Source organism: Pseudomonas sp. BTN1, assembly GCF_001907715.1.
Classification (GTDB): Bacteria; Pseudomonadota; Gammaproteobacteria; order Pseudomonadales; family Pseudomonadaceae; genus Aquipseudomonas; species Aquipseudomonas paracarnis.
On the sequence record NZ_MPBM01000019.1, the window covers coordinates 173,978 to 187,501 of the forward strand.

At 60.6% G+C, this 13,524-nt stretch carries 10 protein-coding genes; 5 read left to right on the forward strand and 5 right to left on the reverse strand.

All coding sequences use genetic code 11. From position 1 onward, the window contains the following. Positions 1–8: 8 nt before the first annotated feature. Positions 9–494 carry an acyl-CoA thioesterase gene (locus BMH52_RS08475; RefSeq protein ID WP_003195747.1) on the reverse strand — a complete coding sequence of 162 codons (486 nt, stop codon included), beginning with the start codon at positions 492–494 and terminating at the stop codon, positions 9–11. A gap of 282 nt (positions 495–776) precedes the next feature. Here BMH52_RS08475 and BMH52_RS08480 point away from each other — a divergent pair, with 282 nt between their 5' ends. Continuing rightward, complete coding sequence (locus tag BMH52_RS08480) at positions 777–2,537, forward strand: cation:proton antiporter (RefSeq protein WP_073843376.1); 1,761 nt, start codon at positions 777–779, stop codon at positions 2,535–2,537. Positions 2,538–2,606: 69 nt separating this feature from the next. Here BMH52_RS08480 and BMH52_RS08485 read toward each other — a convergent pair whose 3' ends face one another. From BMH52_RS08485 to uvrD, 3 genes are all read right to left on the reverse strand, one after another. Further along, positions 2,607–3,014 carry an SMI1/KNR4 family protein gene (locus tag BMH52_RS08485; RefSeq protein ID WP_014720555.1) on the reverse strand — a complete coding sequence of 136 codons (408 nt, stop codon included), beginning with the start codon at positions 3,012–3,014 and terminating at the stop codon, positions 2,607–2,609. A gap of 135 nt (positions 3,015–3,149) precedes the next feature. Next, the gene (locus tag BMH52_RS08490; protein WP_003195740.1) at positions 3,150–4,016 is read right to left on the reverse strand and encodes a Tim44 domain-containing protein; all 867 of its coding nucleotides are present in this window, start codon (positions 4,014–4,016) and stop codon (positions 3,150–3,152) included. Positions 4,017–4,233: 217 nt separating this feature from the next. Continuing rightward, the gene (gene uvrD / locus BMH52_RS08495; RefSeq protein WP_073843378.1) at positions 4,234–6,417 is read right to left on the reverse strand and encodes a DNA helicase II; all 2,184 of its coding nucleotides are present in this window, start codon (positions 6,415–6,417) and stop codon (positions 4,234–4,236) included. Positions 6,418–6,695: 278 nt separating this feature from the next. Between uvrD and BMH52_RS08500 the strand changes: the two genes are divergently transcribed. The 3 genes from BMH52_RS08500 to BMH52_RS08510 all read left to right on the forward strand — a co-directional run bounded on the left by BMH52_RS08500 (position 6,696) and on the right by BMH52_RS08510 (position 11,001). Next, positions 6,696–9,569, forward strand: coding sequence for a bifunctional diguanylate cyclase/phosphodiesterase (locus BMH52_RS08500; protein ID WP_073843380.1), 2,874 nt, complete (start codon positions 6,696–6,698; stop codon positions 9,567–9,569). A gap of 162 nt (positions 9,570–9,731) precedes the next feature. Beyond that, positions 9,732–10,598: a transcriptional regulator HexR gene (gene hexR / locus BMH52_RS08505; protein WP_003177007.1), complete on the forward strand. Its 867-nt coding sequence runs from the start codon at positions 9,732–9,734 to the stop codon at positions 10,596–10,598. 205 nt (positions 10,599–10,803) lie between these two features. Beyond that, on the forward strand, positions 10,804–11,001 hold the full coding sequence (locus BMH52_RS08510) for a PA3496 family putative envelope integrity protein (RefSeq protein WP_020302818.1): 198 nt from the start codon (positions 10,804–10,806) through the stop codon (positions 10,999–11,001). Here BMH52_RS08510 and BMH52_RS08515 read toward each other — a convergent pair. Further along, on the reverse strand, positions 10,931–11,905 hold the full coding sequence (locus BMH52_RS08515; RefSeq protein WP_014720552.1) for a LysR family transcriptional regulator: 975 nt from the start codon (positions 11,903–11,905) through the stop codon (positions 10,931–10,933). The two genes, BMH52_RS08510 and BMH52_RS08515, sit on opposite strands and share 71 nt — an antisense overlap. 196 nt (positions 11,906–12,101) lie before the next feature. Between BMH52_RS08515 and BMH52_RS08520 the strand changes: the two genes are divergently transcribed. Next, a complete protein-coding gene (locus BMH52_RS08520; protein WP_003195732.1) occupies positions 12,102–13,517 on the forward strand; it encodes an acetyl-CoA carboxylase biotin carboxylase subunit in 1,416 nt (471 codons plus the stop codon). The last annotated feature ends 7 nt before the right edge of the window (positions 13,518–13,524 follow it).

Here is a 13,524-nt window from a genome sequence, read left to right on the forward strand (position 1 = left end):
CTTGGAGTTTACGGCGCGTCGGCTTTGATTTCCCGGTAGCGCTTTTCCAGTTCCTGGCGAATCTGCCGACGTTGCTGAGCCTGCACAAAGCGGCGCTTGTCCTCGCTGTTCTGCGGCTGCAAGGGCGGTACGGCGGCAGGTTTGCGCTGGTCGTCCACGGCCACCATGGTGAAGAAGCAGCTGTTGGTATGGCGCACCGAGCGTTCGCGGATGTTCTCGGTCACCACCTTGATGCCCACTTCCATCGACGTATTGCCGGTGTAGTTGACTGACGCCAGGAAGGTCACCAGCTCACCGACATGAATCGGCTCGCGAAAAATCACCTGGTCCACCGACAGCGTGACCACATAACGACCGGCATAACGGCTGGCGCAGGCGTAGGCCACTTCGTCGAGGTACTTGAGCAGCGTGCCGCCGTGCACATTGCCAGAGAAGTTGGCCATGTCAGGGGTCATCAGTACCGTCATCGACAGCTGGGCGTTTCCGGGTTCCATAGCACACTCACGGGTTGTAGGCATTGGTTGAGGGGAGGCACCTCTGCGGGTACTCAAAGTCTTTGCAGCGCCATCCCTAACGGGACGCCGTCAGGCGGCTTGCCGTCACGCGCGCAGCGATCTGTTTCCATATATTGCACCGGCTTTCCAGCAGAAGTCGCGGTGTTACCCTTCAAAAGCCCTTCTCAGGGCTTTTCTTACGATCAAGGCAGACTTTTCCGACCCTTCAAAGGCGCGGCCGGAAGTGGGAAAAGCGCCGGCACCCTCAAGGAGCCCCTCGCCATGCACGCCATCAGCTTTATCCAGGACTTGGCCGTGATCATGCTGGTGGCAGGGGTGGTCACTATCCTGTTTCACCGCTTCAAGCAGCCGGTGGTGCTGGGCTACATCGTTGCCGGCTTCATTATCGGCCCCCACACCCCGCCGTTTGGCCTGATCCACGATGAAGACACGATCAAGACCCTGGCGGAGCTGGGGGTCATCTTCCTGATGTTCTGCCTGGGCCTGGAATTCAGCCTGCGCAAGCTATTCAAGGTAGGGGCCACGGCGTTTATCGCGGCGTTCCTGGAAATCGTGTTGATGATCTGGATCGGCTACGAGATCGGCCGCTGGTTCGACTGGAGCACTATGGACTCGCTGTTCCTCGGCGCGATCCTGGCAATCTCCTCGACCACCATTATCGTCAAGGCCCTCAACGACCTGAAGATGAAAGACCAGCGGTTCGCCCAGCTGATTTTCGGCGTGCTGATTGTGGAGGACATCCTGGGTATCGGCATCATTGCGTTGCTGTCGAGCATTGCCGTGAGTGGCACGGTCAGCTCCGGCGAGGTGTTCTCCACGGTCGGCAAGCTCTCGCTGTTCATGATTGTCGCCCTGGTGATTGGTATTTTGCTGGTGCCGCGCCTGCTGGCTTATGTGGCCAAGTTTGAAAGCAACGAGATGCTGCTGATCACTGTATTGGGGCTGTGCTTCGGTTTCTGCCTGTTGGTGGTGAAGTTGGAATACAGCATGGTGCTCGGAGCCTTTTTGATCGGCGCAATCATGGCTGAATCCCGCCAGTTGATTAAGATCGAGAGCCTGATCGAGCCCGTTCGCGACATGTTCAGCGCAATTTTCTTCGTGGCGATTGGCTTGATGATCGACCCGCAGATTCTGCTGCAATACGCCTGGCCCATTGCGGTGATCACCGTGGCCGTGGTGCTGGGCAAGATGCTGTCGTGCGGGCTGGGCGCGTTTATCGCCGGCAACGATGGTCGCACCTCGCTGCGGGTTGGTATGGGGCTGTCACAAATTGGCGAGTTTTCTTTCATCATCGCGGCGCTGGGGATGACCCTGCAGGTCACCAGCGACTTTCTGTATCCCGTGGCGGTGGCCGTTTCGGCGATCACCACACTGCTGACGCCCTACCTGATTCGCGGGGCCGACCAGCTATCATTGAAGATCGCCGCACTGATGCCCACGCGAATGAGCCGAGTGTTCGGCATGTATGGAGAATGGTTGCGCAGCATTCAGCCCCAGGGCGAGGGGGCGATGTTGGCCGCGATGATCCGCAAGATCATCCTGCAAGTCGGGGTAAACCTGGCATTGGTGATCGCAATCTTCTTTGCCGGCAGCTTTTTCGCAGGGCGCATCGGTGGGTATCTGGAAGGCTGGGTCAGCGATCAAAGCTGGCAGAAGGCGTTGATCTGGGGCGGGGCGCTGCTAGTGTCGTTGCCGTTTCTGATTGCGGCGTATCGCAAGCTCAAGGCGCTGTCGATGCTGCTGGCGGAGATGAGCGTGAAGCCAGAGATGGCCGGGCGTCATACCCAGCGTGTGCGAAGGGTGATTGCGGAGCTGATCCCCCTCTTGTCGCTGCTGGTGATCTTCCTGCTATTGGCAGCCTTGTCGGCCAGTATTCTGCCGACCAACAAGTTGCTGGTGTTGATTGCCGTGGTCACGGCGGCGGTGGCTGCAGTGCTCTGGCGCTGGTTTATCCGTGTGCATACGCGGATGCAGGTTGCGTTGCTGGAGACGCTGGACAACCACAAGGATACGGAACACTGACTGGCGTTGGCGGGGGCTGCTTTGCAGCCCAGCGGGAGCAAGCTCCCTCGCCACAAAAGCTATCAAGTATCAGCTTTCCAGCCAGACGTCCCGTGCCCAGTGCCACACCGATTCCCAGGTTTCTTCGGTGACCAATTCTTCTTCGGCGGACCACAACACCACGGTGCCGTCTTCTTCGACGCAGTAGTAGTCGTCGCCGTCCTGGCAGATAGGGATCAGGCTGCGATCAACACCGGCATCCCAGGCGTTGGCCGCAACGTCCGGCAGGTAAGTGTGGGACTGCGGGTCGGTGACGGTCACTGGCTCCAGGCTGCCATAGACTACGTCGCTGACGGTCAGCAAGAATTCACGGAAGACAAAGGGGATGTCGATGAACAGTTGTTCCTCGATTTCCACCAGCAGGTCTTCGTCAGGTAGCTCCAAAGGAACCGGGACCGGTTCGTTGGCTTCACGCAGTTGTTCGATGATTTCTTCCACGGCCGGGATCCTCTTGCTAGATGGCGCGGTTTATAGGGGCGTTTTATACAGTAGCTCGCTATAAGTGCAACCGTGAAATAGAAAACCCCGGACATGTCCGGGGTTTTTGTTACCGCTTGCTCAAACGCGCAGGTATTAGCCGTTCTGGCGGATACCGGCGACCAGCCATGGCTGGTCGTCGCCCTGGGCGCGTTCCATGTTCCAGCTTTCGCTGAACACTTCGCCCTGGTCGAAACGCGAGGACTTCGACACACCGCTGAAGGTCAGGGTGGCGATGGTCTTGTCGGCGCGATCATCCACGCCGTCGAGCTGTACGCGCAGGTCGTCGATGTAGGTCGACTGGAAGGCGTCACCGATCTCGGCACGTTCGCGCTTGAGGAACTCCAGCAGTTGCGGGGTCACGAACTCGGAGATCTTGTCCATTTCGTTGGCGTCCCAATGCTGTTGCAGGGACTGGAAGTGGCTGCGGGCCGCTTCGACGAAACGCTCTTCGTTGAACCAGGCCGGTGCGTTGATCACCGGACGGGCGGCAGGGGCTGCCGAACCACCGAAGATCGAACCCATGGCAGGCTTCTGTTCGAACGCTTCACGCTGCATCGGCGCGCCGGCTGGAGCGAGGTGCTCCTGCTGCTTGCGGCGACGGGCGGCGATAAAGCGGAAGACCAAAAAGGCGATGACGCCCATGATCAGGATGTCGAAGATCTGCATGCCCTGGAAGCCGTCGCCCATGAACATGGACGCGAGCAGGCCACCGGCGGCGATGCCGGCCAGTGGGCCCAGCCAGCGCGAAGCACCGCCGGCCTTGGCAGCAGCGCCAGCGGCACCGGCTGCGCCTGCAGTAGCCGCAGCACCGCCCGCACCGGCGGATGGAGCCATTTGGCTGGTCTGGTGAGTCGGTGCCGCGCCCGAGCTTTTGCCGCCACCGAAGCGTTTGGCGTTGGCGTCGAGGCTCATCGTCAGGCCGATGCACAACGCCATGGCGATGCTAAGAAAACGTTTCATATAGGGAATTCCCATTTGTGGATTGCACGCGCGCCATGTTGCACAGGTGTCGTGGCAGTGGCTAGCGGCATAATGTTTCGGGCTTTTGCGTAAGACCAAATCCGAAGGGTCTGTAGGACTAATTACAGATATTGGCCCGCACGCCTCTAAAACAAGGGAGGGCCAATAATCTTCATGTTACGCAGTGTTTCATGATGGTGGGCTTATTGTGGCCAGCTCAGACCGCTTCGAGCTTGGCGTAACCCATCATCAGCCACTTGCTGCCCTCGGCGAAGTTCACCTGCACCCGGGCCTGGGCGCCGGCGCCTTCGAAGTTGAGGATCACGCCTTCGCCGAAGATCGCATGCTTGACCTGCTGGCCCAGGCTGAACGGGGTTTCCGGTATTTCGGAACCGGCAAACATGCTGCTGGAGTTCTGTTGCTGGCCACCGCCGAACGGGCGGCTGACGCTGTTGGACAAGCGCACTTCCTGGATCAGCCCCTTGGGCACCTCACGTACGAAGCGCGACACCTTATTGTAGGTTTCGCTACCGTACAGGCGTCGGGTCTCGGCGTAGGTCATCACCAGGTTCTGCATCGCCCGGGTAATGCCCACGTAGGCCAGGCGGCGTTCTTCTTCAAGGCGGCCGGGTTCTTCCAGGCTCATCTTGTGAGGGAACAGGCCTTCCTCCATGCCCACCAGGAACACGTAAGGGAATTCCAGGCCTTTGGCGCTGTGCAAGGTCATCAGCTGGATGCTGTCTTCATGCTCGTCGGCCTGGGTATCGCCGGCTTCCAGCGAGGCGTGGCCCAGGAAGGCGGCGAGCGGCGTCAGCTCTTCGTCGTCCTCGGTGTTTTCGAACGCGCGGGCGGCGCTGACCAGTTCCTCAAGGTTTTCTACCCGGGCCTGGCCTTTCTCGCCTTTTTCCGCTTCGTGATAGGCGATCAGCCCGGACTGCTCGATCACGGTCTGAGTCATCAGGTGCAGTGGCATCTCTGCGCACTTGGCGGCCAGGTTCTCGATCAGCTCGACAAACACCCCCAACGCCCCGGCAGCACGGCCAGTCAGGCCTTTGTTGGCGATCAGCAAGCGCATGGCTTCCCACATCGACACATCGGCATGGCGCGCATGGTCGCGGATCGCTTCAACGGTTTTCTCGCCAATGCCACGCGCCGGGATATTGATCACCCGCTCCAACGCCGCATCGTTACCACGGCCCTCAAGCAAACGCAGGTAGGCCATGGCGTTCTTGATTTCGGCACGTTCGAAGAAGCGCTGGCCGCCGTAGATGCGGTAGGGGATGCGCTCGCGCAGCAACGCTTCTTCCAGCACCCGCGATTGGGCGTTGGAACGGTACAGAATCGCGATATCGCTACGGGCCAGGCCGGTTTTCAGTGCGCTTTCGATGGTTTCCACCACATAGCGCGCTTCATCGTGCTCATTGAACGCCGCGTACAGGTTGATCGCTTCGCCTTCCCCGCCGTCGGTCCACAACTCTTTGCCCAGGCGCCCGGTGTTGTTGGCGATCAAGGCGTTGGCCGCCTTGAGGATCCCGGCGGTGGAGCGGTAATTCTGCTCCAGGCGGATGGTCACCGCGTCCGGGAAGTCTTCGGAATACTGGTAGATGTTCTCGATTTTCGCGCCGCGCCAGCCGTAGATCGACTGGTCGTCATCGCCCACCACCATCAGGCTGTCGCCGCCCTTGGCCAGCAGGCGCAACCAGGCGTACTGCACGGCGTTGGTGTCCTGGAACTCGTCCACCAGGATATGGCGGAAGCGTTTCTGGTAATGGGCCAGCAAACCGGGGTTGTCGCGCCACAGGTCGAGGGCACGCAGCAGCAGTTCGGAGAAGTCGATGACGCCGGCGCGCACGCAGGCCGCTTCATAGGCCTCATAAATGCTGCGCATGGTGGCCAGGAACAGGTCGCCGCTGGCCTGGATATGTTGCGGGCGCAGGCCCTCGTCTTTCTGGCCGTTGATAAACCACTGCGCCTGACGCGCCGGCCAGCGTTGTTCGTCCAGGCCCAGTTCGCGGATCACGCGCTTGACCAGGCGTTGCTGGTCGTCGCTGTCGAGAATCTGGAAGGTCTGGCTCAGCCCCGCTTCCTGCCAATGCGCCCGCAACAGGCGGTGCGCCAGGCCGTGGAAAGTGCCCACCCACATGCCGGCCGGGCTGATGCTCATCAACTGCTCGATGCGATGACGCATCTCGGCAGCGGCCTTGTTGGTGAAGGTCACCGACAGGATGGAATGCGGGGACGCGTTTTCGACCTGGATCAACCAGGCGATACGGTGCACCAGCACTCGGGTTTTACCGGAGCCAGCACCGGCCAGGACCAACTGACGGCCAACGGGGGCCGCTACGGCCTGGCGTTGGGCATCGTTGAGGGAGTTCAGCAAAAGAGAGAGATCATCGCGCATCGACGCATTCTATGGGCCTTGGGGGGCCTGGGCAAATCCCAATGCCGGATGGTCGATGCAAAACACCTGCAGGCTAGCGACGCGGCGAACATTCTGACGGGGGTGATGACCGGTTGGTCATCGGCCGCAACCCGTGCCGTGTCTTGCTCAAGCGGTCTGGGCCAAAGGTTTGCGGCCGATCGCAGCGGGTTTTTTATGACTTGTAGCAGTTTGGCCCAGGCGCTTGCTTGTGTATGCTCCGTCGACGTTTCGGGCTCACCATTATAAGAACACCGCCTATGACCCTTAGCACCGACCTGTTTGGCCCCTCGCCGGCCCCAGCACAGGTCATCCGTAAACACTATGCAACCCAAATCGCGGTTGAGCGCACGCGCCTGCTCTATCAGGGCTCGTTGCTGCCGACGCTGCTGATGCTGGTCAACGGGCTGGTCTGCGCCTGGTTGCTGTGGAACCCCAATCAATACCTGCTGGACAGCGTCTGGCTGCTCTGGCTGCTGGCCCTGGTGGCGATGCGCGTGATTCAAGTAGCGGCCTTTGACTCGGCCATGCCTAGCCGGCAGGCCCAGCCCGTGTGGCGCCGTATGTTCATGCTCGGCTCGGCGGTCAGCGGCCTGACCCTCTCGGTTGCGGCCATTGCCCTGGTGCCCACGGACAGCTTCATGCATCAGGCCTGGGTGTTTGGCCTGATCGGCGCCGCCACCTTGTCGGCCAGCGTTGCCTATGCCGTGAGCTTTTGGGCCTACCTGTCGTTTGCCTTGCCGTGCCTGGTGCCGGCCATCGTCTACCTGTTCTGGAATGGCACACCGCAGCAACAAGGCTGGGGCGTGCTCGGGCTGATCCTGCTGGCGTCCCTGAGCCTGGTGGCGTGGCAGGTCAACCGCCTGATCCAGCGCGGGTTGTTGCGCCGTTTCCAGAACCAGGCCCTGATCGAGCATTTACAGCAGGCGCAGCAACGCAGTGAGCAGTTGAACCAAGACCTGGTGCGCGAAGTCGAGCAGCGCCGCGAGGTGGAGCAGAACTTGCGTGAAGCCCAAGTCGGCTTGCAAGACCGTGTGGCGCAACGCAGCCAGCAATTGGATGCTGCCAGCCTCGCCTTGAGTAAAAGCGAAGCGCGCCTGGCCATGGCCCTGCAAGCCAGTGAACTGGGCCTGTGGGACTGGAACCTGCAAACCGACGAGGTCCACCACACGCAACTCAAGGAGTTGTTTGGCCTGGAGCCCGAATACGTCACGGCGATGCTCAGCCACCTCAAACCGCGCCTGCACCCCGACGATCTGCCACTGCTCAAGCACGCGCTGGTAGAGCATCTCAAGGGTCGCAGCGAGGACTATCAGGTGGAATACCGGATACGTCATGGCGATGGGCATTGGGTGTGGATCGAAGACCGCGGGCGCGCCGTGGAGCGCACGCCCAGTGGCCGCGTCATCCGTATGCTGGGCACGCGTCGCGATATCAGTGCCAGCAAGGCCGTAGAAGAGCAGCAACGCCTGGCTTCGACGGTGTTCGAGGCGGCCAGCGAAGGCATTGTGATCCTCGACCCGAACTACGCGCTGATCGCCGTGAACCAGGCGTTCAGCCGCGTCACCGGCTTTGACATCGACGACATGCTTGGCCGCAACGTCGTGGAACTGCCCTGCAGTCGCGATGCGCGGCGCCACTTCCCGCTGATCCGCCAGGCATTGCTCAGCCACGGCACCTGGCAGGGCGAATTGGTGGAGACGCGCAAGAACGGCGAACTGTACCCGCAGTGGCTACAACTGAACGTGGTGCGCGATGTGCGGGGTAACGTCAGTCATATCGTAGGCTTCTTCGCCGATCTGTCCGCCCGGCGCGAGTCGGAGGAGCGCATGCGCTACCTCACACACTATGACGAGTTGACGGGCCTGGCCAACCGTTCGCTGTTTCGCGAACGGCTGCGCGAGGCTCACCAGCGCGTGCGCCAAGGCGGTCGCAGCCTTGCGCTGCTGCATATCAACCTCGACCGCTTCAAATTGCTCAATGACAGCCTGGGCCATGAAGTGGCCGACCAACTGCTGCAGAAAATGGCGCGGCGCTTGATCAACGCGCTGCCGGAGGCCGACACCATTGCGCGCCTGTCCGGTGATGAATTCGCCGTGTTGTTTGACGCCTATGGCAACCTATCGAGCCTGGCGCGGGTGGCGACCCGGCTGCTGGCGAAATTGCGCGTGCCGGTGAATGTGGAGGGGCATGAACTGGTGGTCAGCGCCTCGATGGGCGTCAGCCTGTTGCCGGATAACGCACGGGAAATTTCTGCACTGGTCAGCCAGGCGAATATGGCGATGCAGCACGCCAAGCATTTGGGCGGGAATAATTTCCAGTTCTTCACCGACAGCCTGCAAGCCAGCACCCTGGAGCGTTTGCAGCTGGAAAACCACCTGCGCAAAGCCATCGACGAGCGTCAGCTCACGGTGTTTTACCAACCCAAGCTGTGCCTGGCCACGGGCAAGCTGAAGGCTGCCGAGGCGTTGGTCCGCTGGGAGCATCCGCAATGGGGCATGGTGCCGCCGAGCGACTTTATCGGTTTGGCGGAAGAAACCGGCTTGATCGTGCCGTTGGGCGAATTTGTGCTGCGCCAGGCCTGCTGGCAGGCCTGCGAATGGCAGCGTCAGGGGCTGGCGCCGATTCGTGTGTCGGTCAACTTGTCGGTGCATCAGCTGCGCCAGGGCAAGCTGGTCAGCCTGGTACGCCAAGTGCTGGAAGAAACCGCACTGGACCCGCAATACCTGGAGCTGGAACTGACCGAAAGCCAGTTGCTCGACAGCGTTGAACACATCATCGCCACCTTCCAGCAACTGCGTGACCTGGGGGTGAAGCTGGCCATCGACGACTTTGGCACCGGTTACTCATCCCTCAGCTACCTCAAACGTATCCCGGTGGACTACGTAAAGATCGACCAGGCCTTTATTCGCGGGCTTGGTCAGGGACGCGAAGATGCGGCGATCACCCGTGCGATCATCGCCATGGCTCACGGGTTGGCGCTCAAGGTAGTGGCCGAAGGCGTGGAGGATCAGCAGCAGCTGGATTTCCTGCGCGGCGAGCAGTGTGACGAGGTACAGGGTTACCTGATCAGCCCGCCCATGCGGGCCGAGGGGCTGGCAGATTTGTTACGTAAAAATGCAGATTTTTCTTAGCGCAGCGTAGGCCGCCTTTATGGCTACATAGCGCCTGCCCGCTGAATCAGGGGGGAGTAGGGCGATTTAGTGATGCATCACACGGGCAAAACGACAATTCTTGTAGTATAACTACAAGCTTGCTACATCCCTGGCGCCTGCCAATAACAAGAGTCCTGCCCTTTGAACCTGTTGCAACATATCGCCCAGTCGCGCCACCTGTTACGCAAATCGGAACTCAAGGTTGCCGATCATGTGCTGCTTGACCCTGCGGCCGTGATGCACAGTTCCATGGCCGACCTGGCCCACAGCGTGGGCATCAGTGAGCCGACCATCGTGCGCTTCTGTCGCGCCATTGGGTGCTCCGGGTTTCAGGATCTGAAACTCAAGCTGGCGCAAAGCCTGGCTGCTGGTGCGAGCTTCGGCCAGTTTGCAATCCATGAAGACGACTCCGTCGCCGACTACAGCCTGAAAATCTTTGACACCACCTTGCACACCTTGATGGAAGTGCGCGAGAAGCTCGACCCGGTGGAGCTGCAAAAGGCCGTGACCGCGATGTCCCAGGCCCAGCGCGTCGAGTTCTACGGCTTCGGTGCGTCCGGCGCGGTGGCGGCCGATGCCCAGCACAAGTTCTTCCGCCTGCTGCTGACCGCCGCGGCCTACAGCGACCCGCACATGCAGGCGATGTCGGCGGTGACCTTGAAGCCCACAGACGTGGCCATCTGCATTTCCCAATCAGGTCGTTCCAAAGACCTGCTGATCACCGCCAACCTGGTGCGTGAAAGCGGCGCTTCGCTGATCACCCTGTGCCCAAGCCAGACGCCATTGGCGGAGCTCTCCACGGTGAATCTGGCGATCGACGTGCATGAAGACACCGAAATCTACACGCCGCTGACCTCGCGCATTGCCCACCTGGTGGTCATCGACGTGTTGGCGATGGGCGTGGCCATGGCCCGTGGCCCGAGCCTGGTCAACCACCTCAAGAGCGTGAAGCGCAGTTTGCGCAGCCTTCGCCTCTCGCCAAAATCCGTCAAAGCCCTCGACGACTGAGGGTCTGTGGGAGCTGGCTTGCCTGCGATAGCGGTCTGCCAGTTACCCTCTTCATTGCCTGATACACCGCCATCGCAGGCAAGCCAGCTCCCACATGGATTTGCGCCAGCTTCGCAAGATTCATCATCCTGTAACCCCCGCGCCGCCAAACCGTCATCCCCCGCGCCCATCCTGTACTCCCCGTACTCGCATTGGGAGACTCCAAATGACCCGGCCCTACGAAGACAGCAACAGCACCGTCAAGACCCGTCGTCAGCAGGAAGACCAGCGCCGCATGGCGTTCCGTCGCGCCATCGAAGATCGTTGCGAGGAGCGCCAGTTGCTCCAGAGCATCAGTGACTACCCGGAACTGCATTGGCAGGCACCCGTGGCTGCCCAGCGAAACGCTCAGCCAACGCGCTGATCTGCACCCGTTCGCTGCGAATAAAGCCCAGGAACGCATGGGCCACCGGTGACAGGCGTTTAGCCTTGGCCTGCACCAGGCACCAACTGCGGTACAGCGGCAGTTCTTCCACCGGCAGCTCCTTGAGCCCGCCGGTGGCCAGCTCCAGGTTCAAGGCGTGGCGCGTCAGCAGGGCCACGCCCAACCCTGCCGCCACACACTCACGCTGCGCCTCCGCCGAGGCCACTTCTACCGTTTGGGTGAAGTGCACGCGTTTTTCCTTGAAGTATTCTTCGCAGGCCAGCCGCGTGCCAGAGCCCGGTTCGCGGATGAGCAGGGTATAAGGCTCCAGGTCTTGCAGGCGCAGCGGCCCTTGCAGGCTCAAGGGATGATCCGGCAATGCCACGGCCACAATCGGATTGTTGAGAAACGGCAGGAACTCCAGGCCCATGTCCTGGGGCACCATGGACATGATCACCAGGTCATCACGGTTGTCCGAGAGCCGGCGGATTACCTGGGCACGGTTGACCACCGTGAGCTGCAATTGCACTTCCGGATGCTGGCGCTTGAAGGCGGCGAACAGGTGCGGCACGAAATACTTGGCGCTGGACTCCACCGCCAGTTTCAGTTGGCCTTGCAGTGAACCCTGCATGTCCGACAGCTGCATATCGAGGTTTTCCAGGCGCCCGAAAATATCGCGGCTGGCCCGTTGCAAGGCTTCGGCGGCCTCGGTCATGTAGAGTTTTTTGCCGACATAGTCGAACAGCGGCTGGCCGACCAGTTCTTCCAGCTGGCGAATTTGCAGGCTGACCGCCGGTTGGGTGAGTGACATTTCCTCGGCGGCACGGCTGTAGGAACGCAAATCACACACTTCATTGAAGATCTGCAATTGACGCAATGTCATACGCATCAATGACTTACGCATTTTATAAGCCCTTAGCTCTCCGGTCGTCCGGCCAACTATAAGTCTTTACTTATACACAACCCAATAATTATTGATTTTTGTTAATTCTCCTGTGCGCATAGTGTGTGTCTCGCGACTGTCATGAAACATTTGGTCACGCGCCGACCCGCCTCAAGCGGGTCGAAGAACGCAGCAATCGGCTCAAGGGAATTTCCAAGTGATAAAAAAGATCCTGATCGCCAACCGTGGTGAAATTGCCGTACGAATCGTGCGTGCCTGCGCCGAGATGGGCATTCGCTCGGTCGCGGTTTATTCGGACGCCGACCGCCACGCGTTGCACGTCAAGCGTGCCGACGAAGCCCACAGCATCGGTGCCGAGCCACTGGCCGGTTACCTGAACCCGCGCAAGCTGGTGAACCTGGCGGTGGAAACCGGCTGCGATGCGCTACACCCCGGCTACGGCTTCCTGTCGGAAAACGCCGAATTGGCAGATATCTGTGCCGAGCGCGGCATCAAGTTCATCGGCCCGTCGGCAGAAGTGATTCGCCGCATGGGCGACAAGACCGAAGCGCGCCGCAGCATGATCAAGGCCGGTGTGCCAGTCACGCCGGGCACCGAAGGCAACGTTGCCGACATCCATGAAGCCCTCACCGAAGGCGACCGTATCGGTTACCCGGTGATGCTCAAGGCCACCTCCGGTGGTGGCGGCCGTGGCATTCGTCGTTGCAACAGTCGCGAAGAACTCGAGCAAGCCTTCCCCCGCGTGATTTCCGAAGCCACCAAGGCCTTCGGTTCGGCGGAAGTGTTCCTGGAAAAATGCATCGTCAATCCCAAGCACATCGAGGCGCAGATCCTCGGTGACAGCTTTGGCAACGTGGTGCACCTGTTCGAGCGTGATTGCTCGATCCAGCGTCGCAACCAGAAGCTGATCGAAATTGCCCCCAGCCCACAGCTGACCCCCGAACAGCGCGCCTACATCGGCGACCTGTCGGTGCGCGCGGCCAAGGCTGTGGGCTACGAGAACGCCGGTACCGTGGAGTTCCTGCTCGCCGAGGGCGAGGTGTACTTCATGGAGATGAACACGCGGGTGCAGGTGGAACACACCATCACCGAAGAAATCACCGGCATCGATATCGTTCGCGAGCAAATCCGCATCGCCTCCGGCCTGCCGTTGTCGGTCAAGCAGGAAGACATCCAGCACCGGGGTTTCGCGTTGCAGTTTCGTATCAACGCCGAAGACCCGAAGAACAACTTCCTCCCAAGCTTCGGCAAGATCACCCGTTACTACGCCCCCGGCGGTCCCGGCGTGCGGACTGACACGGCGATCTACACCGGTTACACCATCCCGCCGTTCTACGACTCCATGTGCCTGAAACTGGTGGTGTGGGCGTTGACCTGGGAAGAAGCCATGGACCGCGGCCTGCGTGCCCTGGACGACATGCGCCTGCAAGGCGTGAAGACGACCGCCGCCTACTACCAGGAAATCTTGCGCAACCCGGAATTCCGTAGCGGCCAGTTCAATACAAGCTTTGTGGAAAGCCACCCTGAGCTGACCAACTACTCGATCAAGCGCAAACCCGAAGAGCTGGCCCTGGCCATCGCCGCCGCCATCGCCGCCCACGCAGGCCTGTGAGGAATAT